Source organism: Janibacter sp. CoH_79_TC_3, assembly GCF_058197955.1.
In genome coordinates, this window is record NZ_JBXWIV010000022.1 from 1 (window position 1) to 20,768 (window position 20,768).

General features: G+C 42.3%; 19 protein-coding genes. 11 read left to right on the plus strand and 8 right to left on the minus strand.

The genetic code is table 11. The features are described 5' to 3' along the window. From AC2FA3_RS13225 to AC2FA3_RS13260, 8 genes are all read left to right on the plus strand, one after another. On the plus strand, positions 1-1,477 hold a 1,477-nt coding region (locus tag AC2FA3_RS13225; RefSeq protein WP_490509980.1), incomplete at its 5' end, for a transferrin-binding protein-like solute binding protein. 100 nt (positions 1,478-1,577) lie between these two features. Then, positions 1,578-3,080 (plus strand): surface lipoprotein assembly modifier, encoded by a 1,503-nt coding sequence (locus tag AC2FA3_RS13230; RefSeq protein WP_490509981.1) that lies wholly within the window; start codon positions 1,578-1,580, stop codon positions 3,078-3,080. 39 nt (positions 3,081-3,119) lie between these two features. Then, positions 3,120-4,394, plus strand: a complete 1,275-nt coding sequence (locus tag AC2FA3_RS13235; RefSeq protein WP_490509982.1) for a lipoprotein-releasing ABC transporter permease subunit — start codon at positions 3,120-3,122, stop codon at positions 4,392-4,394. A 404-nt stretch (positions 4,395-4,798) separates the two neighbouring features. Further along, on the plus strand, positions 4,799-5,836 hold the full coding sequence (locus AC2FA3_RS13240; protein WP_490509983.1) for a DUF1852 domain-containing protein: 1,038 nt from the start codon (positions 4,799-4,801) through the stop codon (positions 5,834-5,836). A gap of 68 nt (positions 5,837-5,904) precedes the next feature. Next, the gene (locus AC2FA3_RS13245) at positions 5,905-6,951 is read left to right on the plus strand and encodes a methionine synthase (RefSeq protein WP_490509984.1); all 1,047 of its coding nucleotides are present in this window, start codon (positions 5,905-5,907) and stop codon (positions 6,949-6,951) included. 87 nt (positions 6,952-7,038) lie between these two features. After that, a complete protein-coding gene (locus tag AC2FA3_RS13250) occupies positions 7,039-7,539 on the plus strand; it encodes a flavin reductase (protein WP_490509985.1) in 501 nt (166 codons plus the stop codon). Positions 7,540-7,634: 95 nt separating this feature from the next. Further along, positions 7,635-8,459, plus strand: a complete 825-nt coding sequence (locus AC2FA3_RS13255; protein ID WP_490509986.1) for a sulfite exporter TauE/SafE family protein — start codon at positions 7,635-7,637, stop codon at positions 8,457-8,459. Positions 8,460-8,534: 75 nt separating this feature from the next. Further along, positions 8,535-9,011 carry a hypothetical protein gene (locus tag AC2FA3_RS13260; RefSeq protein ID WP_490509987.1) on the plus strand — a complete coding sequence of 159 codons (477 nt, stop codon included), beginning with the start codon at positions 8,535-8,537 and terminating at the stop codon, positions 9,009-9,011. A 193-nt stretch (positions 9,012-9,204) separates the two neighbouring features. Here the strand turns inward: AC2FA3_RS13260 and glmS are convergent, their stop codons facing one another. The 7 genes from glmS to hisF form a co-directional block, all read right to left on the minus strand. Further along, positions 9,205-11,049, minus strand: coding sequence for a glutamine--fructose-6-phosphate transaminase (isomerizing) (gene glmS / locus AC2FA3_RS13265; protein WP_490509989.1), 1,845 nt, complete (start codon positions 11,047-11,049; stop codon positions 9,205-9,207). Positions 11,050-11,275: 226 nt separating this feature from the next. Continuing rightward, positions 11,276-12,658: a bifunctional UDP-N-acetylglucosamine diphosphorylase/glucosamine-1-phosphate N-acetyltransferase GlmU gene (gene glmU / locus AC2FA3_RS13270; protein ID WP_490509990.1), complete on the minus strand. Its 1,383-nt coding sequence runs from the start codon at positions 12,656-12,658 to the stop codon at positions 11,276-11,278. A 221-nt stretch (positions 12,659-12,879) separates the two neighbouring features. Then, a complete protein-coding gene (locus tag AC2FA3_RS13275) occupies positions 12,880-13,470 on the minus strand; it encodes a phosphatidylglycerophosphatase A family protein (RefSeq protein ID WP_490509991.1) in 591 nt (196 codons plus the stop codon). Positions 13,471-13,473: 3 nt separating this feature from the next. Next, positions 13,474-14,514: a thiamine-phosphate kinase gene (gene thiL, locus AC2FA3_RS13280; RefSeq protein WP_490509992.1), complete on the minus strand. Its 1,041-nt coding sequence runs from the start codon at positions 14,512-14,514 to the stop codon at positions 13,474-13,476. Positions 14,515-14,516: 2 nt separating this feature from the next. After that, positions 14,517-15,677 carry a transcription antitermination factor NusB gene (gene nusB, locus AC2FA3_RS13285; protein ID WP_490509993.1) on the minus strand — a complete coding sequence of 387 codons (1,161 nt, stop codon included), beginning with the start codon at positions 15,675-15,677 and terminating at the stop codon, positions 14,517-14,519. A 299-nt stretch (positions 15,678-15,976) separates the two neighbouring features. Then, positions 15,977-16,507 (minus strand): 6,7-dimethyl-8-ribityllumazine synthase, encoded by a 531-nt coding sequence (ribH, locus tag AC2FA3_RS13290; protein ID WP_201546650.1) that lies wholly within the window; start codon positions 16,505-16,507, stop codon positions 15,977-15,979. Positions 16,508-16,688: 181 nt separating this feature from the next. Beyond that, on the minus strand, positions 16,689-17,471 hold the full coding sequence (hisF, locus tag AC2FA3_RS13295) for an imidazole glycerol phosphate synthase subunit HisF (RefSeq protein ID WP_490509994.1): 783 nt from the start codon (positions 17,469-17,471) through the stop codon (positions 16,689-16,691). A 181-nt stretch (positions 17,472-17,652) separates the two neighbouring features. On the opposite strand from hisF, the gene AC2FA3_RS13300 reads away from it, so the two are divergent. The 3 genes from AC2FA3_RS13300 to AC2FA3_RS13310 are packed head-to-tail and all read left to right on the plus strand — an operon-like array spanning position 17,653 to position 20,147. After that, entirely contained in the window at positions 17,653-18,891 is a 1,239-nt protein-coding gene (locus AC2FA3_RS13300; RefSeq protein ID WP_490509995.1) for a homoserine kinase, read from the plus strand. Positions 18,892-18,938: 47 nt separating this feature from the next. Continuing rightward, positions 18,939-19,250 (plus strand): hypothetical protein, encoded by a 312-nt coding sequence (locus tag AC2FA3_RS13305; RefSeq protein WP_490509996.1) that lies wholly within the window; start codon positions 18,939-18,941, stop codon positions 19,248-19,250. After that, positions 19,251-20,147, plus strand: coding sequence for a class II glutamine amidotransferase (locus AC2FA3_RS13310; RefSeq protein WP_490509997.1), 897 nt, complete (start codon positions 19,251-19,253; stop codon positions 20,145-20,147). Between the two features lie 34 nt (positions 20,148-20,181). On the opposite strand, the gene AC2FA3_RS13315 is transcribed toward AC2FA3_RS13310, so the two are convergent. Next, positions 20,182-20,745, minus strand: a complete 564-nt coding sequence (locus tag AC2FA3_RS13315) for a YchJ family protein (RefSeq protein WP_490509998.1) — start codon at positions 20,743-20,745, stop codon at positions 20,182-20,184. Positions 20,746-20,768: the final 23 nt, after the last annotated feature.

Consider the following 20,768-nt stretch of genomic DNA (forward strand, 5'->3'; position numbering starts at 1 on the left):
GCCTACGCCTACGCCTACGCCTACGCCTACGCCTACGCCTACGCCTACGCCTACGCCTACGCCTACGCCTACGCCTGGAAATGATCCTACTGATAACCCAGGTGGCGCAGCAGAAGCTGAAGGAACTCAATCTAAAAATTCTTCAGTAGTTGGGCAGCAGTATGTACGTGGTGACAATTCTAATTTTGATAAAACTCCAGCTACTAATGGTAAAGCTGGAAACGATGGTAATAATACGGTCGTAGGTTTTGTACCTCTAGCAAACAAAAAGATGACCAACATTGTTGTTGCTCAGTACGCTGATGTATCTGCACCAAACACAGTAGCTAATCCTAACCTTGTTAAATATGTTCTTGGTGAAGCACCTAACGCTAACCCAAATGTTGCACAAGCTGACTCAATCCAAAAGAATAATGATGCTTTGAGAGGCGCTATTTCTGAAGCAAACGGTACAGGCGCATTTGTAACTGTTTCAAAAGTACAGGCAGCTGATACTGTTGCTTCATCAACAATCAAGGGTCAAGAATCTAAAGTTGGTAACAACAGTAATATTACTCAAACTCCTGCTACTATTGCAGCCGGTGCTAACAATGTAAGAGTTTTCGGTGCGCTTGCTCTTGATACTGACGCAGATAACGCTAATGCGCTTAAAACTAATAGCGCGCAGTATCTTGTAAAAGATGCGCTTGGTAACAAATTGAATTTGCCACTTGCTAATCCTACTGATACTAACCTTAGCAATGATTTTAAGACTACAGGATTAAAGCTTAAAAATGTTCAGTATGGTCGTGTGACCGGTCAATTAGATAGCATTCTAGCTAGTCAGATTGCTGGTAAGACTTATGTAAAAGCACCACTTGCTGACAAAGACTTCGATGGCAAAAATAGCACCAAGACTGATGTCTATTTTTATCGTGGTATCAATGAAGCTAGTATTGCTAACATGACTGCTTTGAATAATACTGGTAAATATCAGTATGCTGGTCATGCATTAATGTATGGTATTGATAATACTTTCACCGGTGATGCTGTTGATACTGGTGGTTCTAACTCAGTACAGATTGGTTCTACTGGCGCGGCCATTGGTAACTTTGTACAAGCAGAGTATGATTCTGCTGCAAAAACAGTTACTGGTAGTATCTATAACGTTTGGAACAAAGGCGATAAAAACGCTGCTGGCGGTGTAGTATTAACACCAGTTGATTTAGTTAAATTCGATGGTAAAGTTGTAGGTAACTCTGTTGTTAACGGCAAAGCAGAATTGACTTATGGTAATGTTCAAGACAGTAAAGGTTCATTTAAAGGTAGTTTCTTTGGTGACAAAGCTCAAGAATTGGGTGGTGCGCTTAACTCTATCAATTCAAAGGATGGCTACGGCGATTCTAAGTGGGGCGGTGTATTCGGTGCAGCACAGCTACCTAAAAAAGATATTGTAATAACACCTCCTGCTTTACCACCAATCAACAGTGTTGAATAATCATAATCAGTTAATAATTAAGTATGTTTAATACAGAACGACTACCTTTAGGTGGTCGTTTTTGTATCTAATGATTAATAACTTACCGATAGGAACGGTTATGCAATATTTTCGACAATCTAGTATGTATAGTGCATTAACTCTGATAATAGGCTGCAGTGCTATAACTGTAGAGGCTGCTCAACCATCAACAGTGCCACTAGCGCCACAGGACAACTCTATTGAAACAATTAACAATTTAATCAATCAATCGCGCCCAGATGAGTTTGAAAGACTTCCAACAGACTTGCCCTCAGATGATTCTGGCCCAAAGATGAGTAAAGAAGAAAGCAAAGCATATTTAAAAGCTAATCCTGCTGAGTTTGAGAACTTATTAGGTATTATGCTAAAACAAGGTGATGCAGAGTCATTGGAGGAGCTACTGCCTGTTTATCAACAAGTATCTAATTATGATCCTTCAGTGATAGACTGGGGTAATGCTATTATCGCTGCAAAAAAAGGTAAGTTAGATGAAGCAGTAACTATGTATCGTAAGGTCAATGCGCAATTACCTGAAGTTCAGATTTTAAGATTTCAGTTGGCCATGGCTTTGTACTACAATCGCCAATTTGATGCTGCACAGTCGGAGTTTGAAGCATTGCGTAGTGAAGCGCCTACTGAAGATGATGTAAAAGTGATTAATAACTATTTAGATGCTATTAACTCTCAAGACCGTTGGAGTTTCAATGGTTCAGTATCGTATATGGACGATAGCAATATCACTAACTCACCAGAGCAAGGTACGCAAATAGTTAGACCCGATGGCTCAGTTCTTACTTACACATCACCTAGAGAGTCAGGGAAAGGTTTGAACTTTAATGCAAGTGGTGATAGAAAATGGTTGTATGACAACAAAATATTTACCACTGTGAACTTAAATAGCTATGGTAAATACTACTGGGACAATAAAGACTATAATGATGTAACTGCTGGTATTGGTGCGGGTATAGGCTATCAGAATGCTGTTACAGAAGTGGAGATTGGCCCATTTTATAACAAACGCTGGTATGCGCAAGGTAAAAGCGGCGATGGTGGTTTACAGAGCTATGCAGATACTACGGGCATAAAGCTCAGCGCTAATCAATGGCTTAGTCCAAAGCTACGTTATCAGGGTTTGGCACGCTACGCTAAATCAAGCTATATAGATAAATATGAATTTAATGATGGTGCAGACTGGCTATTAGCAAATACCGCAATTTATCTGCCAAATGGTCAGCAATTTTGGACATTTGGTATTGATTATTCTACTCGAGATTCTGAAGATGATTCCTTAGCTTATGACCGTCCAGGCGTCAGAGTAGGTTGGGGGCAAACATGGCCAAAAGGTTATACGACAAGATTAGATCTTGGTTACGCAGAGCGTAATTATGATGGTGCAGACTTCTTTGGTATTCAACGTGAAAACAAAGAATATAGTGCGGGTATTACCGCATGGAATAGAGGTTTCTCTTTCTTGGGTCTGACACCAAGATTAAGTTGGAGCTATAATAAAGTAAGCAGTAATTCACCTTTTGAAGAATATGATAAAAATGATGTTTCAGTCGAATTGACTAAAGCATTTTAATTTTTACTATCCATATATATATATAAGAGATATTAACTTATGCGCCGTTCGTTACCCATTTTTATAGGATTGCGCTTTACTCGTTCGGAAAATTCTAATAAGTTTTTATCTTTTATCTCATCGGTGTCTATGGCAGGTCTAATACTTGGCGTTGCTGCATTAATTGTGGTGACGTCAGTCTTAAATGGTTTTGAAGAAGCGCTATCTAAGAAAATACTAGGGATGGTGCCACAGGCTGCTGTTTATTCGTCCTTTCCTTTAGATGATTGGAAATCTTTCGCACAAGCCATAGAAAAAAACGATAGCAATGTAATAGCGACTGCGCCTTTTGTGCAGGCTCGAGGGATGTTGTCCTTAAATGGAGAAGTCAATAGCACCATCATAAACGGTATAGAGCCAACTTCTCATGCTAAAGTATCTATTCTTAAACAAAGCATGGTAGCGGGTGATTTTGATAGCTTAAATGCTGGTGCTAATAATATTATCCTCGGCAAATATGTCGTCGATAAGTACTCTTTAAAGCTCGGTGATGAAGTCGGAATTATAATCTCTAAACCTTCTAATTCTACAGTCGGTATCACACCTACTTTTCATACCTATACGCTTACGGGCGTATTTCATGTCAGCCAAGAGATAGAGAAGTGGATGAGTTATATCGCCATGGATGATGCTTCTGATGCGGTAGGCTTAAATCATGGTGCGACTGGTATTCGTTTAAATTTAAAAGATGTTTTCACCTCTCAGGACTCAGCTAAGCAAGCATTAGCTAGTGCCTCTAATCAAGCTTCTACCCTCCAAGATGTTCAAAAAGACGTTACCCTTTCTAGTGGAGAGTGGACGCAGACCCATGGCAGTTTATATACTTCTATTCGTATGCAAAAAACCATGATGTCGTTACTTCTATTCCTCATTATTTTAGTTGCAGCATTTAACGTTATTTCAACATTGGTGATGAGCGTTACAGAAAAAAGATCAGATGTAGCGATACTAAAAACTTTTGGAGCGTCATCAAGTCTTATTTCCCGAATATTTATCGTTCAGGGGACTGTTATTGGCGTATTGGGGGTGATGATTGGTTTAGCCTTAGGCATTGTACTGTCGCTTAGCATTCCTAGCCTTTCGGCTTGGATCAATGTCACTTTTGATTTAGGGCTTTTTGATAATTACTTTGTCGAATCGTTACCCTCCAAAATCAAACTCATAGATATACTGCTTATCTTAATATCTTCTTTAGTTGTTGTTTTATTATCTACTCTATATCCAGCATACAGCGCAGCTAAAATCCAACCTGTAAAAGCACTAAGAGGTGAATAATTACCTATAATATTATCTACTTTTGCATTTAGTTAGTATAGTACAGCAAAGCATTCAGTCTCATACTTTTACCATTTTCTTTATCACTTGTGGTTTGAGTTCTACGTTATATGCGACTTCAATTTATGATAGTAAAATGCGAGTCAGTTGCTAAACCTGCTACATTATTCTCTTCAATCATCCAAGATTTTTCCAGTCCTTTATAAATCTCATTTCCCGTAAAATAATCTACCAAAATCCCTGCTATCCAATCCTTTTCTTATAACCTAATTTTAATAAAATGAATTTCACTCATCTTTAATTTAGATAGTATCATTTTTATTCATGATTCAGTTCGGGTATGATTTATCTCATACACAAATTTGGTTTTATCTCACACAATGAGATTAGGGTAGCGGATTATCATGAGTAAACAATTTACATATTCCATCTCAAGCATTCGTTTTGATGAAAACTATCATCCTGTAGATAGCACGCGTCTAACGACTAACTTTGCCAATTTGGCACGCGGTGAACATCGCGAAGAAAATCTGCGTAAAACGTTAAGAATGATCAATAATCGTTTTAATGCCTTGGCGCATTGGGATAACCCAACTGCCGACCGTTATTCTGTTGAAGTTGATATTATTTCAGCAGATTTGGATATCGAAGGTAATGGACATACCTTTCCTATCATTGAAACGCTTAAAACAACGATTGTTGACCATAAAGACAACACCCGTATCGACGGTATGATTGGCAATAGTTTCTCATCTTACGTGCGCGATTATGACTTTAGCATCGTCCTATTAGAGCATTTTGACAAGAACCCCACCTTACCACCGCCAGAAGATTTTGGTGATTTGCACGGAAAACTGTTTCAGTATTTATTGAATTCAGAAGCCTATCAAGCTGAGTTTAATAAACAGCCGGTGATTTGCCTGAGTGTATCAACCAGTAAAACCTATCATCGTACGATTAATCAGCATCCGGTATTAGGGGTGGAGTATAGACAAGATGGCTGCTCTTCGAACAAGGGGTCGTTGACTGATGAGTACTTTTCCAAAATGGGCTTAACCGTGCGCTACTTTATGCCTGCAGGTAGTTTTGCGCCTTTGGCCTTTTATTTTGCCGGTGACTTGCTGAGTGATTACACCGACCTTGAGCTCATCAGTGCAATAAGCACCATGGAAACTTTCCAAAAGATTTATCGTCCTGAAATTTATAATGCCAACTCGACGGCAGGTCAGGTGTATCAACCTAGCTTAAAGTATCAGGATTATTCCCTAACGCAAATCGTCTATGACCGCGAAGAGCGTAGTCAAATGGCGGTGAAGCAAGGCAAGTTTACGGAAGCGCAATTTATTCAGCCCTATCAAGCTATTCTTGAAGAATGGGCGGCAAGCTATGATGTACATGAGCGCGCGGTGGAAGAATGTGCAGATAAAGAATACGCCGCCTAAATACGTTCAATTTAGATACGTTCAATCTAGCTGAAATGAGAATACGAATACATAAGAAGATAAATCCTATGACACTATTATTACCGACACAAAAATTATTACCGACATCGACTGCTGGCAGTTTGCCAAAACCTTCATGGCTCGCTGAACCTGAAAAAATTTGGTCACCTTGGGCTTTAGAAGGCGAACAGCTGCTTGAAGCCAAACAAGATGCGCTACGGGTGTCATTACAAGAGCAACTACAGGCAGGGATTGATATCGTCAGTGATGGCGAGCAGACGCGCCAGCATTTTGTGACCACCTTTATCGAACATCTCGATGGTGTCGATTTCGAAAAGCGTGAGACGGTCAAAATTCGTAATCGCTATGAGGCCAGTGTGCCGTCAGTCGTTGGTGCGGTGAGCCGCCAAAAACCTGTGTTTGTTGACGATGCTAAGTTTTTACGCTCGCAAACCGATCAGCCGATTAAATGGGCGCTGCCCGGCCCGATGACGATGATTGATACTTTATATGATGGTCATTATAAAAGCCGTGAAAAATTGGCGTGGGAATTTGCTAAAATCCTCAATCAAGAAGCGAAAGATCTAGAAGCGGCTGGTGTCGATATTATCCAATTTGATGAACCGGCTTTTAATGTGTTCTTCGATGACGTCAACGATTGGGGTATTGCCACTTTAGAGCGTGCTATCGAAGGTTTAAAATGTGAAACAGCGGTGCATATTTGCTACGGCTACGGCATCAAAGCCAATACTGATTGGAAGAAAACCTTAGGTACAGAGTGGCGCCAATATGAGCAAGCCTTTCCTAAATTGCAGCAGTCAAATATCGATATTGTCTCTTTAGAGTGTCAAAACTCGCATGTACCGATGGATTTGATTGAGTTAATCCGCGGTAAAAAAGTGATGGTCGGCGCCATTGATGTGGCAACCAATAGCATTGAAACCCCAGAAGAAGTGGCAGATACCTTACGCAAAGCGCTGCAGTTTGTTGATGCTGATAAGCTTTACCCTTCGACTAATTGCGGCATGGCACCGTTATCCCGCCAAGTTGCACGCGGCAAATTAAATGCTTTGAGCGCGGGCGCAGAAATCGTACGCCAAGAGATAAGCGTTTAGCATTTCTTAACAAACGCTAGCTTGTTTAAACCTATGAGTGACCTCAGTTATCAATGTACTTAAAGATTAAAATTTAGGAGTTAAGTCATGATTGAAGCAACTGATTTTAGAGAGGGCATGTCTCTATTACCGACGGCGGTCAATGTGATCACCACAAAAGGCAACTCTGGTTGTCATGGGTTTACCGCCTCTGCGGTATGTAGCGTGACCGACACACCGCCAACCTTGCTTGTCTGTATGAATCAGACTTCTCGCTCACATGCCCATTTTCTTGAAAATAAAACGTTAAGTGTTAATGTGTTAGGCACCCAGCATGAGTCTATATCTAATGCCTTTGCCTCCAAGCTATGTTCAGAAGAGCGCTTTGAGCATGGCGCTTGGACGACATTAACCACAGGTGCGCCTATTTTAGAAGACGCATTGGTCAGTTTCGATTGTGAGATTGAAGACATTCAACAAGTGGGTACACATAGTATTTTTATGTGCCGAGTTGTTGCTATCAAACAAAGTGAGAGCGATGAAAGTTTGGTATATTTTAATCGCTCATACCATCAAGTGGGACAAGTCGCTCAAATAGAAATCGCTTAAATTAGCGTTGAAGTTAGTTTTTAAGTCGGCCCTCGAATCGATGAGCATTTCACTCACATCACCCTTCAATCCTTTAACCGAGAAGTAACTATCCTGTGGAAATACTCATTTTCTTAATAATAGGCGCGCTAGCAGGATTTGCTGCGGGGCTGTTTGGCGTGGGTGGTGGCACCATCATCGTACCGCTTTTATTTATCGTCTTTACCCAAATGGATTACAGTCCTGACAGCATCATGCATTTAGCGTTAGGGACGTCACTAGCGACTATCATTGTCACCTCTATCAGCTCGCTGATGGCGCACAATAAAAAAGGCGCGGTTATGTGGCCAGTCTTTAAAAATCTGGCACCAGGTTTAGCGATTGGTTGCTTTTTTGGGGCAGGAATTGCGGGACAGATATCTGGATTGTATCTTCAGCTGATTGTTGGAGTATTTTTGCTGTGGGTCGCTTATAAGATGTTTTTTGGTGGCAAAAAGCAGGTTACTAATGATGCCAGTGGAGTTAACCATGCCAATACAGCCCTGCCGTCAAAACCTAAGCAACTAGCAGCAGGCGGGGTCATTGGTATCGCTTCTGCTATCTTCGGTATTGGCGGTGGCAGCTTAACCGTCCCTTATCTCACGCGTTATGGCGTGGTTATGCAAAAAGCAGTTGGTACGTCAGCGGCATGTGGCTTGCCGATCGCCATTGCCGGTGCGTTAGGGTTTATGCTTTTTGGGATGCAGCAGCAAGTCGATGTGCCAAATACTATTGGCTTTGTCCATGTTTATGCCTTTTTAGGCATTAGCATTATGAGTTTTTTCACTGCTAAGTTAGGCGCAAAAGTCGCTCATATATTATCGCCAGAACTATTAAAGAAATGCTTTGCGGTGTTATTAACGGTGGTTGGGTGCTATTTTCTTTATAAAGGGCTGGTTTAGATATTCATATTTGTATAATAGGGCGTGTTCTCTTTAGAATGAGGACACGCCCTAATCATATTATTTTGGATAATTATGTTTAATAAACTTAAAGCATTGGCTGTACTTTCAGCTTTTCTAACACTTACCGCCTGTTCGAATGATAACTCTGATTTGGCTCATGGTGAAAGTGTTACTACGGCTAGCAATCACGAACGTGATGTACAGGAGATGTATCGTAATATCGATATGTCAACAAGAGAGTTGCCAAGCGTACTTGATGAAGTGACGACTTTAGAAAAGATTGATTTTGATGGAACAACGGTCACTTTCGGTTATAGGCTGAAGGTATCTGGTTATAATGCATCTGAAAGAAAAGAGATTGAAACGGTAATGCGAAATGAACATACTGAGTTAGCCTGTGCAGAAGCAGAGGTTATTCAAGGGATAAATATGGGATTTGATTATCAGTATAGCTATTATGATTTAGATGATATTAAAGTGGGTAGTTTTGATGTCACAAAAGACATTTGCGACAACCTAAATAAGGCTGAGTCTGAAATAGGAACATAATCAATTCTGGTTTGCTTTGCTGCTCAATATAATACTTATACTGACATATATCCAAGTTAATGAAATTTCCCAGGTTCATTACACAAAAAATCCTTTGCTATCTAGTTAATACTAGACAGCAAAGGATTCAGTATTATACAATATTATAATAAGTAATTTATGATTAAAAATCCTTTAAAATCAAAGACTTACTCTACTCAACCGTCACTGATTTTGCGAGGTTACGTGGCTGATCGACATCTGTGCCACGCATTACCGCTACATGATACGAAAGTAATTGTACTGGCACACTGTAGACGATAGGGGCAAGCGTCTCGCAAACCTCAGGTACATAGACCACGTGCATTCTATCTTCTGCGACCATCTTACTTTCTTCACTGGCGAATACAAACAGCTCACCGTGACGCGCATGTACCTCTTGCATGTTGGCTTTTAGCTTATCAAACATACTGTCTTTTGGTGCTAGCACCACGATAGGCATATCTTTATCAACCAATGCCAATGGCCCATGTTTTAGCTCACCTGCGGCATAGCCTTCTGCGTGAATATAAGAGATTTCTTTTAGCTTTAGGGCACCTTCTAAGGCGATTGGGAACTGTAAACCGCGCCCTAAAAACAAGCAGCTTTTCTTATATTCAAAGTGCTCACTCATGGCTTTGATAGGCGCATCAAGGTTTAAGCTGGCATGTAGTTGACCGGGTAAGTGTTGTAATTGACCAAGCAGAATGGTCAAGTTTTCGCCAGTCATACGCTCTTGCAGGACACCCACTTTTAACACCAGCAGCATCAAAGCCGCAAGCTGAGTCGTAAAGGCTTTGGTAGAAGCAACACCAATCTCAGGGCCAGCAAGCGTTGGTAAAAAAATGTCTGTCTCACGGACCAGTGACGATGTCGGTACATTACATAAGGCCAAGCTGACTAGCCCTATTGGCGCTTGCTTTTGGGTATCACGAAGCGCGGATAAGGTATCCGCTGTTTCGCCAGATTGCGAAATACAAATGACCAATGTGTTGTCGACGACGACCGGATTGCGGTAGCGGAACTCACTAGCAACTTCAACGGAACAAGGCACACGAATTAGGCTCTCAAACCAATATTTTGCCACCAAACCTGAGTGATAACTGGTACCACAAGCGATGACTTGGACGTGCTTAATGCCTTTTAATTGCGCTTCATGACGTTGTAAAAAGTCGTCGCGTAATTTAAAAGTTGTACCGTTATCAACTGCCATCTCAACAGTTCTTCTGACAGCATCTGGCTGCTCATAGATTTCTTTAAGCATATAATGCTTAAACTCACCTTTATCGGCATTATGCTGGGTCGCGTCAATTTCATGTATCTGACGTTTTACTTCAACGCCATCGGCATAAACGGTAATACTGTCGCGAGTCATTCTGGCAATATCGCCTTCTTCTAGATACATAAAGCGATTGGTGACCGGTAATAGGGCTAATTGATCAGAGGCAATAAAGTTCTCGCCAATCCCAACACCGATGACCAAAGGAGAACCTAAGCGGACGGTAATCAGCTCATCTGGGCAATCGATATGCAAAATACCAAGGGCAAAAGCGCCATGTAATAAAGGAATAACCGCACGAACGGCTTCTAATAAATCAGGCGTGCTTTTGTAGATATCATTTATTAAATGGGCGACAACTTCGGTATCGGTTTGCGAGGTAAACTCGTAGCCTTTGGCAATCAGATCTTCTTTTAATTCGGCATAGTTCTCAACGATACCGTTGTGGACGACAGCGATTTTACCTGATATGTGCGGGTGGGCGTTACGCTGAGCAGGTTCGCCATGCGTTGCCCAACGTGTATGGGCAATACCGATATGACCATCGAAAAATTCAGGATTGACTGCGACGGCATCGACCAGCGCTTGCACTTTACCTACTTGACGCTCGCGATGCAGCTCACCATCACGAATGACAACCAAACCAGCGGAATCATAACCACGGTATTCTAGGCGCTTAAGACCTTCAAGTAAGATATTGGCGATATTACGCTCAGCTACTGCTCCAACGATTCCACACATAACTATTCCTTAAATTCGATGTTTCATGTTTTGATTGTTCAATGCTTAGATACGATTATATTCAGTTATTAAATAATAGAACTTTATATTAGGTCAGTGCGAGGCTTTTGCGCTCACAATCCTGACGCTATAAATATAAGGAAGCAGCATCACAAAGATTGTCATGCTGCTTATTATTGTTTAAATTAAATAGTGTTTAAATGAACAGTTTTCAACGTATTTTTGACTATTTTGACTTTTTAGTCGGACGCTGAAAGTCATCTTTCTGGGTTTGACGAGCGCGACCAAAAGCCAATGCTTTACTATCAACGTCTTTAGTAATCACGGAGCCTGCAGCAACCGTAGCCGTATCACCAATGGTTACAGGTGCCACCAAGCTGGCGTTAGAGCCGATAAAGGCATTGTCTTCGATGATGGTTTGCGATTTTTTTACGCCATCGTAATTACAGGTAATCACACCAGCGCCGATATTGACGTCGGTACCGACCGTTGCATCGCCGACGTAGCTTAGGTGATTGACCTTGCTGCCACGACCAATCGTCGATTTTTTAATTTCAACAAAATTACCAACTTTGCTGTTGTCAGCCAAAATTGTTTCAGGACGCAAATGGGCAAAAGGACCAACATCGACACCTGCACCAATCTCAGCACGATCAATCACGCAATAAGGTTTGATATGACAGGCATTACCAATACGGGCATTTTTAATCACACAGCCCGCTTCGATATAAACGTTATCGCCTAAGAGGCAATCGCCCTCAAATACCACTCCCACATCAACAAACACATCTTGACCGGCAGTTAAGGTACCACGAATATCAACACGACTTGGGTCGGCAAACTGCACACCGGCTTCTTGCAGGTCTGCAACCAATTTTCCTTGCCACGTGCGCTCTAAGCTAGCAAGCTGTTGGCGGTTATTGACGCCTTCAATCTCAAAGGTATGCTCAGGCTCAATCGCAACGATATTAATGCCTTCAGCGACAGCCATTTTAACAATATCAGTCAGGTAGTATTCTTGCTGCGCATTATTATTAGACAGCTTTGGCAGATATTTATGCAACAACGCATTATCAACGCAATAAATACCGCTATTAATCTCTTGAATTTTTTGCTCATCGGCGCTGGCATCTTTTTGCTCGACGATCGCTTCGATATTGCCATCTTTATCACGCTTGATACGACCGAGACCAAAAGGGTTTTCAACAGTCAAGGTCAACATCGACATACCGTCAGTATTGGCAGACTTTAATGCTGTTAACGTCTGGCAGCTGACCAATGGGACATCACCATAAAGAATCAGACTTTGACCTTCTTTTGGTAAATCAGACAGCGTCACTTTTACCGCATGTCCTGTCCCTAACTGCTCAGTCTGGGCGACCCAAGTAATAGGCAGGTGCGCATATTGCTCACTAATGTCTGCTTGGACTTGCTCGCCGCCAAAACCATGAACAATAATAGTGTCATCAACGATCAATTGATGACAGGTATCAAGCACATGACCCAATAGTGACTTGCCAGCCAGTGTCTGCAGCACTTTTGGCTTGGCTGACTGCATACGCGTGCCTTTGCCAGCAGCGAGGATAATTACCGAAAGAGAAGATGTCATAATAGCCTACAAATGTAACAAAATATAAGTTTGAATTATAACGTAAATCGTCATTTAACCAAAATGCTATGTCGTGACATCTTTGTAATCTTAATATTGTTTTATCCAGCTAGCACCAAAAATTCTAGCGCATAAAATTAGGGAGACGATAAAAGATGTTAAGAAATGAAAGACGTGAAAGCATAAAGGTAGTCTAACTAAAAATTAGATAATGATGATTGTTAATCAGCAAGGGTAAAAATAAAAGTATAAACAATCACCCAAATAGCTGCCGCCATGATGCCAGCGATAATATCATCGAGCATAATACCCAGACCGCCCGCGACTTTTTTATCCGCCCAGCTAATCGGCGGTGGCTTAATAATGTCAAAAAAGCGGAATAATATAAAGGCGATAATGATTGCTACGATAGTAGATATTTGGGCGATATTTTGCCAAAAATTGCCGTCAGCAATACCCATATAAGATAGCGGCAGTAATGTAAGCCACATACCTGCCCATTCATCCCAAACAATGTGCGGATTATCGTGACCGCCCATCAGCTCTGAGGTACGACCGCATATCGCATTACCAAGCAAACAAGCTAAAATGGTCATAATCAAAAACGGCACAAAGCCTAAACTTAATAAAGGTATCGCAACGATTAAACCGCCAACTGTGCCCCAAGTACCGGGGGCACGGCGAGGCAGACCACTGCCTAAACCAATACCAAGCCAATAAATTAAACGGTCAAGCGCACAGGCATTGGCGGGGAGAGGCGGGCAATCATTGGCTTTACGGATGTCAGGCTTAATAAGGTCGTGATCAATCATGGGTTAACCTGCAAAATGTTGGTAACCCGTCAGATTGGGCCAAGTAGGAAATGGGGTTGGATGAGTCGGTGTGACTGGCTGACCTTGATAAAAAAGCGCTGGTCGTAAATTCGTAGTAGCATTTGCCTGGTTTATGGCTATTACTTCACCTATACAGGTAACAGGCGTATTAGCGTCCTTACTATTAGGCGGTTCGATATGAGCAGGCAAGGTAAAAGCCAGTTCATAATCATCGCCACCTGCCAATTGACACAATAAACGCTCAGATAAATCGATGCTGACTAATGGTTTGCTAGTAGGCAGATTTTCCAAATTAAGTCGCATAGCGATACCGCTTTGCTGGCAGATATGCCCAAGGTCTTGATACAAACCATCAGAGATATCTATCATAGAAGTTGCACCAACTTTCGCTAGTGCGGTACCTAAGGTAATACGAGGCGTTGGCATATGCAATCGATGTGCAAGCTCAATACCGACAGCATTATCAGGATGTTGTAGCGCATAAGCGGCATCGCCAAGCGTGCCTGAGACATAGACTTTATCACCAACTTGCGCGCCTGAGCGGTAAACAGCTGGTGTGTTGGCATCAAGCAATCCTTGCGCGCTGACACTGAGTATCAAGCTATCACTGCGCGTGGTATCACCGCCAATAAGCGTCACACCAAATAGCTGGCAAGCATGAAATAAACCGTTGGCAAACTCAGTCAGCCATTGCTCATTAGCCAAACGCTCAGGTAAGGCTAATGCCAATAAAATACTGTGCGGGGTGGCGCCCATCGCGGCAATATCTGAGACATTTACCGCAACGGCTTTATAGCCGATAGAAAAGGCAAGCTTATTCACTTGCTCCCAATCAGCGCTAAAGTGACGACCTTGAACGAGGGTATCAATACAGCTGACCAAGCGCGCGCCTGCAGGCAAGCTCATTACCGCGGCATCATCACCAATGCCTTTTTCGACATTGCCTTTATCGACAATGCTAGACGATGACTGTGCAGCTTGGATTTGGGAAAATATACGCTCAATCAGCTCAAACTCATTCATGACTAGTCTTTACTTTTTGCATCAGTATCATCTGACACAATGTTATCTAAGTTGTCTGACATAGTATCGTCTAGCTCAGTATTATCTAACGAGCTGCTATCTGCGGCAGCATCTTCTTGGTCAGCGACTTCTTGGTCAGTACTAACAATATTAGAGTCTTGTAGCGCAATATCGGCGGCGCTATTGTTCTCGTTGCTAGCATCATTACTATCTGCGCTACTATCTAAATTACTGTCTTCATCAATGTCAGTATTGGCCGCAGTATTTTCTTCGACAAGCTGTTCATTAACGATAGAGTCGGCAGCAACGACATCTTTTGCCGCTTCGTTTTGCTTGCCTATCTTATAATCAATGATATTTGCTAATGCTTTACTCGCGCTATTGCGTTTAACACTGGCATTATTCGCACTGATACGTGGTTTGTTTGAGCCAGTTACCGTGCTGTCGATATCAGATTCGGCAGGGGTTTCAGTAGCTTCTTCAACATTAGCAGATTGAGCTTCAGCCTGCTTAGTCTTAGATTGAGTCGCCGCTTTTTGTGACGTGCGTAGATTGGCTTTGCTATCTGCTTCTACTTCAAGCGCACGTAATTCAACCGCCATTTTATCAAGGACGGCATTAATCAATTTATGCGCATCTGTAGCGCCAAAATGATTATTTAGCTTCATCGCCTCATCAAGCACCACTTTATAAGGAATCTCTAAGCGGTTTTGTAGCTCATACGCACCAATTAATAAAATAGCGTGCTCGACGGTATCAAGCTTATCGATTTCACGATCAAGATGCTGACTGATTAGCACATCGAGAGCGTCAATCTGCTCTGGAATATCACGCATCATTTCATGGTAATAACCGATATGTACGGTATGCATGGCATTGGTCGCACGGGTACGGGCAGCGATATCATGTGGGGCATTGGCTTTCCAGCCAAGCTTGCCATCGATATCAAAACGGTGGTCGGTTACCAGCCATTCGTATAGACCTTGCATCGCAAAGCGACGAGCCTTACGCACAGCAGTGTGGCTGGTCTTATAAGTGGTTTCACTCATATCGAAGGTTTGATCGCCCGCACTACTGCTTGCGATACGTGTCGCTTCAGCTTGTCCATCAGTGAGTTGTGCGGTTTGCGCCGCGCTAATAGCGCGCTTGAGTTGGTCAGTCATAAGGGGTTTGTACCTAGGTTTTAAACAAATATGTGATAAGCAACTATGGGATAAGCAATAGCATAAAATATGTTAAATAGTAATCGACTGACAGCTATGACAGTCAAGTGTTACATCGACGCTTGCTAGCGCCGTTTACAACTTTTTTTGGAGCACTGTTCTTTGTAGCATTGTTCTGCCTAGAATAGGCGCTGTGACTTTTTATAACAAACCATAGCTTATAAAGAACCACAGCGCCCATTCAACTGCTTAAATAATAAAAATACTTTATGAAATGATGGTTTAATTAAGCGTCATTGTTAAGCATCGTCGCTACTATCATAGTCATCATTAATATCTAACTGTGATAATACCGCAATCATCTCTAGTACCACCATCGCCGCTTCTGAGCCTTTATTACCGGCTTTCGTACCAGAGCGCTCAATCGCTTGCTCGATGCTGTCAGTGGTCAATACGCCATTGGCAACAGGAATATTATAATCAATCGCAACACTGCTTAGGCCTTTGGCAGATTCGCTAGCAACAAAGTCAAAATGCGGCGTGCTACCACGAATAATTGCGCCTAACGCAATAATGGCGTCAAAGCGATCAGACTCAGCAGCGCGCTGAGCGACCAATGGCAACTCAAAGGCACCAGGAACACGAATCACGGTAATGTTGCTACCCAAAACGCCATGACGCAGTAGCGCATCGATTGCGCCATCTACCAATGATTCAACGACAAAACCGTTAAAACGACCAACGACGATACCGATACGCGCATCTTCATTTTGATGTAAGTTACCATCGATATGGGTCACATCATTGCGCTGCTGTTGTAAATTCGACATAAAAATATCCTTTGCTGAATGGGTTTTTAATATAAAAGTATAGGAATCTAAATATAACGCTGGGTTCAAATAATCTATTTAAGCGATTAATTATCCGTTAAATGAACGAAAATCAAATGATAATAAGTAGTTAGCGCTATGATAACATTTTTTACCGTTGCATTTGTATTTTACAAAGGCGTTATAAGCGCATTGCTATGCCTTGTGCTGCCATATATTCTTTCGCTTCTTGCACCGTATATTCGCCAAAGTGAAAAATACTGGCAGCGAGCACGGCATCGACGCCGCCTTCTAATACGCCTTCGGCTAAATGCTGCAGATTGCCAACGCCACCTGAAGCAATAACGGGCACATTCACACGACTGGTAATTTGCTTCATAAGTGCCAAATCATAGCCTTTTTTGGTGCCGTCACCATCCATTGAGGTGACCAATAATTCGCCAGCGCCAAGCGCCGCCATTTTACTTGCCCAAGCAACCGCATCAATACCCGTTGGCTTACGACCACCATGGGTAAAAATCTCCCAACGCGGCATGATGATGCCATCAACCTCAATATCAGCGACGCGCTTGGCATCGATAGCAACTACAATACATTGATTACCAAATTTCTGCGCCGCTTCACCGACAAACTCAGGGGTAAATACCGCTGCTGAATTAATCGCTACTTTATCCGCACCTGCATTGAGTAAGTTGCGGATATCCGCAATCTTACGCACACCGCCGCCGACTGTAAGCGGAACAAATACCGTTTCTGCCATACGCTCAACGGTATGATAGGTGGTATCACGCTCATCATTGGTTGCGGTAATGTCTAAAAAAGTAATCTCATCGGCACCTTGTTCATTGTAGCGCTTAGCGACTTCAACAGGGTCGCCTGCGTCTTTAATATCGACAAATTGTACGCCTTTGACCACACGGCCATTATCAACGTCCAAACAAGGAATGATACGCTTTGCTAACATAGGGACTTTCGCCTTATAATCAATTCATTCTATAAGCGCTAGTCTAGCAAAATCACCGCCATATCAGGCAGATTTTCGCAAGATTATTATGCTGTTAACCAAAGTTTGCTCATGCGCGGTACAATCACTGTCATTACCGTACCTATTTACCTTTTTATTCTATTGCCATAAGTGAGATGTCATGTCCGTCTATACCCAGTTAACCGATGACCAGTTTGCCGATTTTTGCCAGCGTTTTGGCGTGTCATTTGCGCGCGCCATTCCAATTACCCAAGGCATTAAAAACTCTAACTGGTTTATTCAGACGACTGATGATGTGGATGGTGCGCACTCTTATGTATTTACGTTATTTGAAGAGCGTCCACCAGAAGACATCGAAAAAATGGCGGTCATTTTAAATCAATTAGATGGTAAATTACCGGTCGCTGCGCCGTTATCGTTGGTTGATAGTGAAGAAAAATGTTATGTCATTCAATACGATAATAAAGCAATTACGTTAGTGCCATGCCTAGCAGGCTCGCACCCACAACAGACCACACAAGCGATGTGTCACGAAATTGGCGCCGCTTTAGCCATGCTACATGAGACTTTGCAAGCATTACAACCTGCGGAAGAATATGGTGTGCCTTTATATCCATGGGCGGAAGTACGCGACCGTGAAATGCAGTTTATGCCCGGTGATGAAGCCAAATTGATGAGCGATATTTGGCGCGCTTACTCAGATTTGCCGCTTGCGACTTTGCCAAAAGGCTTATGTCATTTAGACATGTTTGCGGATAATACCTTATGGGACTTATCGTTAAATAATAGCCAAAAAGGCGAAGAGCGTCTGACAGGGTTGTTGGATTTTACCGAAGTCAGCGTCGAACATTATGTGATGGATATTGCCATTACCATTAATGACTTTTGTACCACGTGGGGTGATGCTGAGCAAGGTGAGTCGGTGAATTTTGACCGCAGTAAAATGGCCGCTTTTTTGCAAGGCTATGAGTCAAAACGCTCACTTGGCGCGGATGAAAAATGTGCCTTACCAGTAATGTTGGCAAAAGCGGCGGTTATCTTTTGGCTGCTACGTTTAAACGTTATTCATTATAACCGTACCGAAGGGCGGACTGGCGATAACATTATGGTCAAAAATCCTGACTTGATGAAGCGTCTAGCCGCTTACCATTGGTCACATGTTGAAAAAGAGCAAAATACGGTATTTGTACTTGAACACGCACGCTGTAAAGACGATGATAAAAACAACGATGTCGAAGATTTTAAATTAATCGGTGTATTTGCTACTGAGCAACAAGCGCAAGCCGCTATAAATCAATTGAAATTACAGCCTGGCTTTAAAGATTATCCAAACGGTTTCCATATTGATGCTTATCCGTTAAATCAAATTAACTGGTCATCAGGTTTTGACTTTTATTAAATCCATTTGTATTAACAAGACATTTAAATGTTTAAAAGGAATTCACCATGACCGATCAAGTTGATAACTGGCACAAACTGGCGTGCTACGATACCAATATACAAGGCGAGCTACATGCTAATCTGCTGCGTAATAACGGCATTACAGTATCTCTGCAACCGCTGAGCGTGATGCCGGGTATGAATTCTGGGATTGTGCTTTGGGTACAGGATACTGATTTGGCGCATGCACAGCGTATTTTGGCGAATATCGACACCGATGGGGCAACGCCTTATGAGATGTTTGATGAAGTGTCAGAAGCTACTCTAAACCCTACTTTAAATTCTGCAAAAGACGACAACAACGGCGGTGAAGTATAAATGTGTCAACTCTTAGGAATGAACTGTAATACCCCAACGGATATTGGTTTTAGCTTTGCAGGGTTTCGGCGTCGCGGCGGCATGACCGACAGCCATGAAGATGGCTTTGGTATTGCGTTCTTTGAGCGTAGCGAATGCGATTCGGGTAATGCTTCGACTGGCCTGCGTCTGTTCCATGACAATCATCCGAGCCATTTATCGCCCGTTGCCGATTTGGTTAATAATTATCCGATTAAAGCCATGAACGTCATTGCCCATATTCGTAAGGCGACCCAAGGGCAGAACTGCTTGGCCAATACTCATCCTTTCGTTCGTGAAGTCTGGGGCGAGCAGTGGGTATTTGCTCATAATGGGCAGATGAATAGCGAGTTTATTAAACGCTGTCAGCGCCTGCAAGATAATGGCAATGCCTCACATTGCCAGCCAGTCGGTAACACCGATTCTGAAATGGCATTCTGTTATCTCGTTAATCGTCTGAAAAGCAGCTTTAAAACCCGTCCTGATAACCAAACGCTGTTTAACTTTTTGACTACCCAATGTCGTTATTTATCTGCCAATGGTTTGTTTAATTGCTTGATATCGAATGGTCGTTGGCAATTGGCTTATGCTGGTAGCTTACTGTTTTATCTCACGCGTAAAGCGCCGTTTGGTGAAGCGAAATTAGCAGATGATGATTTAGCTATTAACTTTAGCGATGTGACCACAGACACCGATAAAGTTACGATTCTAGTGACTGTTCCACTCACTGAAAATGAAAAATGGCAACAGTTAGCCGTCAATGAATGCTTGATGTTCCAAGATGGCGATGTCATTTATAAAGACAGTCCAAGCCAGCGCAAATTTTTGACGATTGAAGAAGGGATTGCGGTGGCAAGAGCAGTTGGGGCGAGTGTTTAGAGTTGGAAAATAGTTAATATTGGTTAAATATCAGTTAGATATAAGCGCCACAACAGCGTTTAAACTTTTCACCCGAACCACAAATACACGGCTGTTTCTGTGTGACAGACATAGAAACGGTCGGATCCAAAAAGTACCAACTCGCATCATTATCAGCTTTGTTTTTTGTTTTTACAAAAGCAGATAATTCATGATGCACCTGTTGTTTTTGTTCTTTGCCATCAGGCATATTAAAATAGGCCTTAAACTCAACCTGCGCATGATGTTTGCCTAGCTTTGGCGTATGACCGACAATTTCTAAACCTACCCAATCTGTCTCTTTTGCCCAACTCTCAATAGACTTTATGTCTAGCAAGTTTTGCTGCGCCGGCAGCGTAGTTTTGACGATGTACTCTGGCTTGACCAAGACAAAGGCGCTATAGCGCGACCGCATAAGACGTTCAGCAGTGTCCGCTTTTATGCCGTCTAACTTATCAAAGTCTTTATCAAAAAGCCCGTCATGGTAAGGCTGGCAGCACTCCTTATAAAGTAGTGATGAGCCTATATCATCTGATGACAGGTTAATCTGGCAAGGGCAGATTTGTATGGAAATCGACATTATTTACTCAAGTTATTATTTGT

Bases quoted from the DNA above. Each gene is read 5' to 3' on its own strand.
- AC2FA3_RS13230 (WP_490509981.1), top strand. From the start codon at position 1,578: ATGCAATATTTTCGACAATCTAGTATGTATAGTGCATTAACTCTGATA.
- AC2FA3_RS13235 (WP_490509982.1), top strand. From the start codon at position 3,120: ATGCGCCGTTCGTTACCCATTTTTATAGGATTGCGCTTTACTCGTTCG.
- AC2FA3_RS13240 (WP_490509983.1), top strand. From the start codon at position 4,799: ATGAGTAAACAATTTACATATTCCATCTCAAGCATTCGTTTTGATGAA.
- AC2FA3_RS13245 (WP_490509984.1), top strand. From the start codon at position 5,905: ATGACACTATTATTACCGACACAAAAATTATTACCGACATCGACTGCT.
- AC2FA3_RS13250 (WP_490509985.1), top strand. From the start codon at position 7,039: ATGATTGAAGCAACTGATTTTAGAGAGGGCATGTCTCTATTACCGACG.
- AC2FA3_RS13260 (WP_490509987.1), top strand. From the start codon at position 8,535: ATGTTTAATAAACTTAAAGCATTGGCTGTACTTTCAGCTTTTCTAACA.
- glmS (WP_490509989.1), bottom strand. From the start codon at position 11,049: ATGTGTGGAATCGTTGGAGCAGTAGCTGAGCGTAATATCGCCAATATC.
- glmU (WP_490509990.1), bottom strand. From the start codon at position 12,658: ATGACATCTTCTCTTTCGGTAATTATCCTCGCTGCTGGCAAAGGCACG.
- AC2FA3_RS13275 (WP_490509991.1), bottom strand. From the start codon at position 13,470: ATGATTGATCACGACCTTATTAAGCCTGACATCCGTAAAGCCAATGAT.
- thiL (WP_490509992.1), bottom strand. From the start codon at position 14,514: ATGAATGAGTTTGAGCTGATTGAGCGTATATTTTCCCAAATCCAAGCT.
- nusB (WP_490509993.1), bottom strand. From the start codon at position 15,677: ATGACTGACCAACTCAAGCGCGCTATTAGCGCGGCGCAAACCGCACAA.
- ribH (WP_201546650.1), bottom strand. From the start codon at position 16,507: ATGTCGAATTTACAACAGCAGCGCAATGATGTGACCCATATCGATGGT.
- hisF (WP_490509994.1), bottom strand. From the start codon at position 17,471: ATGTTAGCAAAGCGTATCATTCCTTGTTTGGACGTTGATAATGGCCGT.
- AC2FA3_RS13300 (WP_490509995.1), top strand. From the start codon at position 17,653: ATGTCCGTCTATACCCAGTTAACCGATGACCAGTTTGCCGATTTTTGC.
- AC2FA3_RS13305 (WP_490509996.1), top strand. From the start codon at position 18,939: ATGACCGATCAAGTTGATAACTGGCACAAACTGGCGTGCTACGATACC.
- AC2FA3_RS13310 (WP_490509997.1), top strand. From the start codon at position 19,251: ATGTGTCAACTCTTAGGAATGAACTGTAATACCCCAACGGATATTGGT.
- AC2FA3_RS13315 (WP_490509998.1), bottom strand. From the start codon at position 20,745: ATGTCGATTTCCATACAAATCTGCCCTTGCCAGATTAACCTGTCATCA.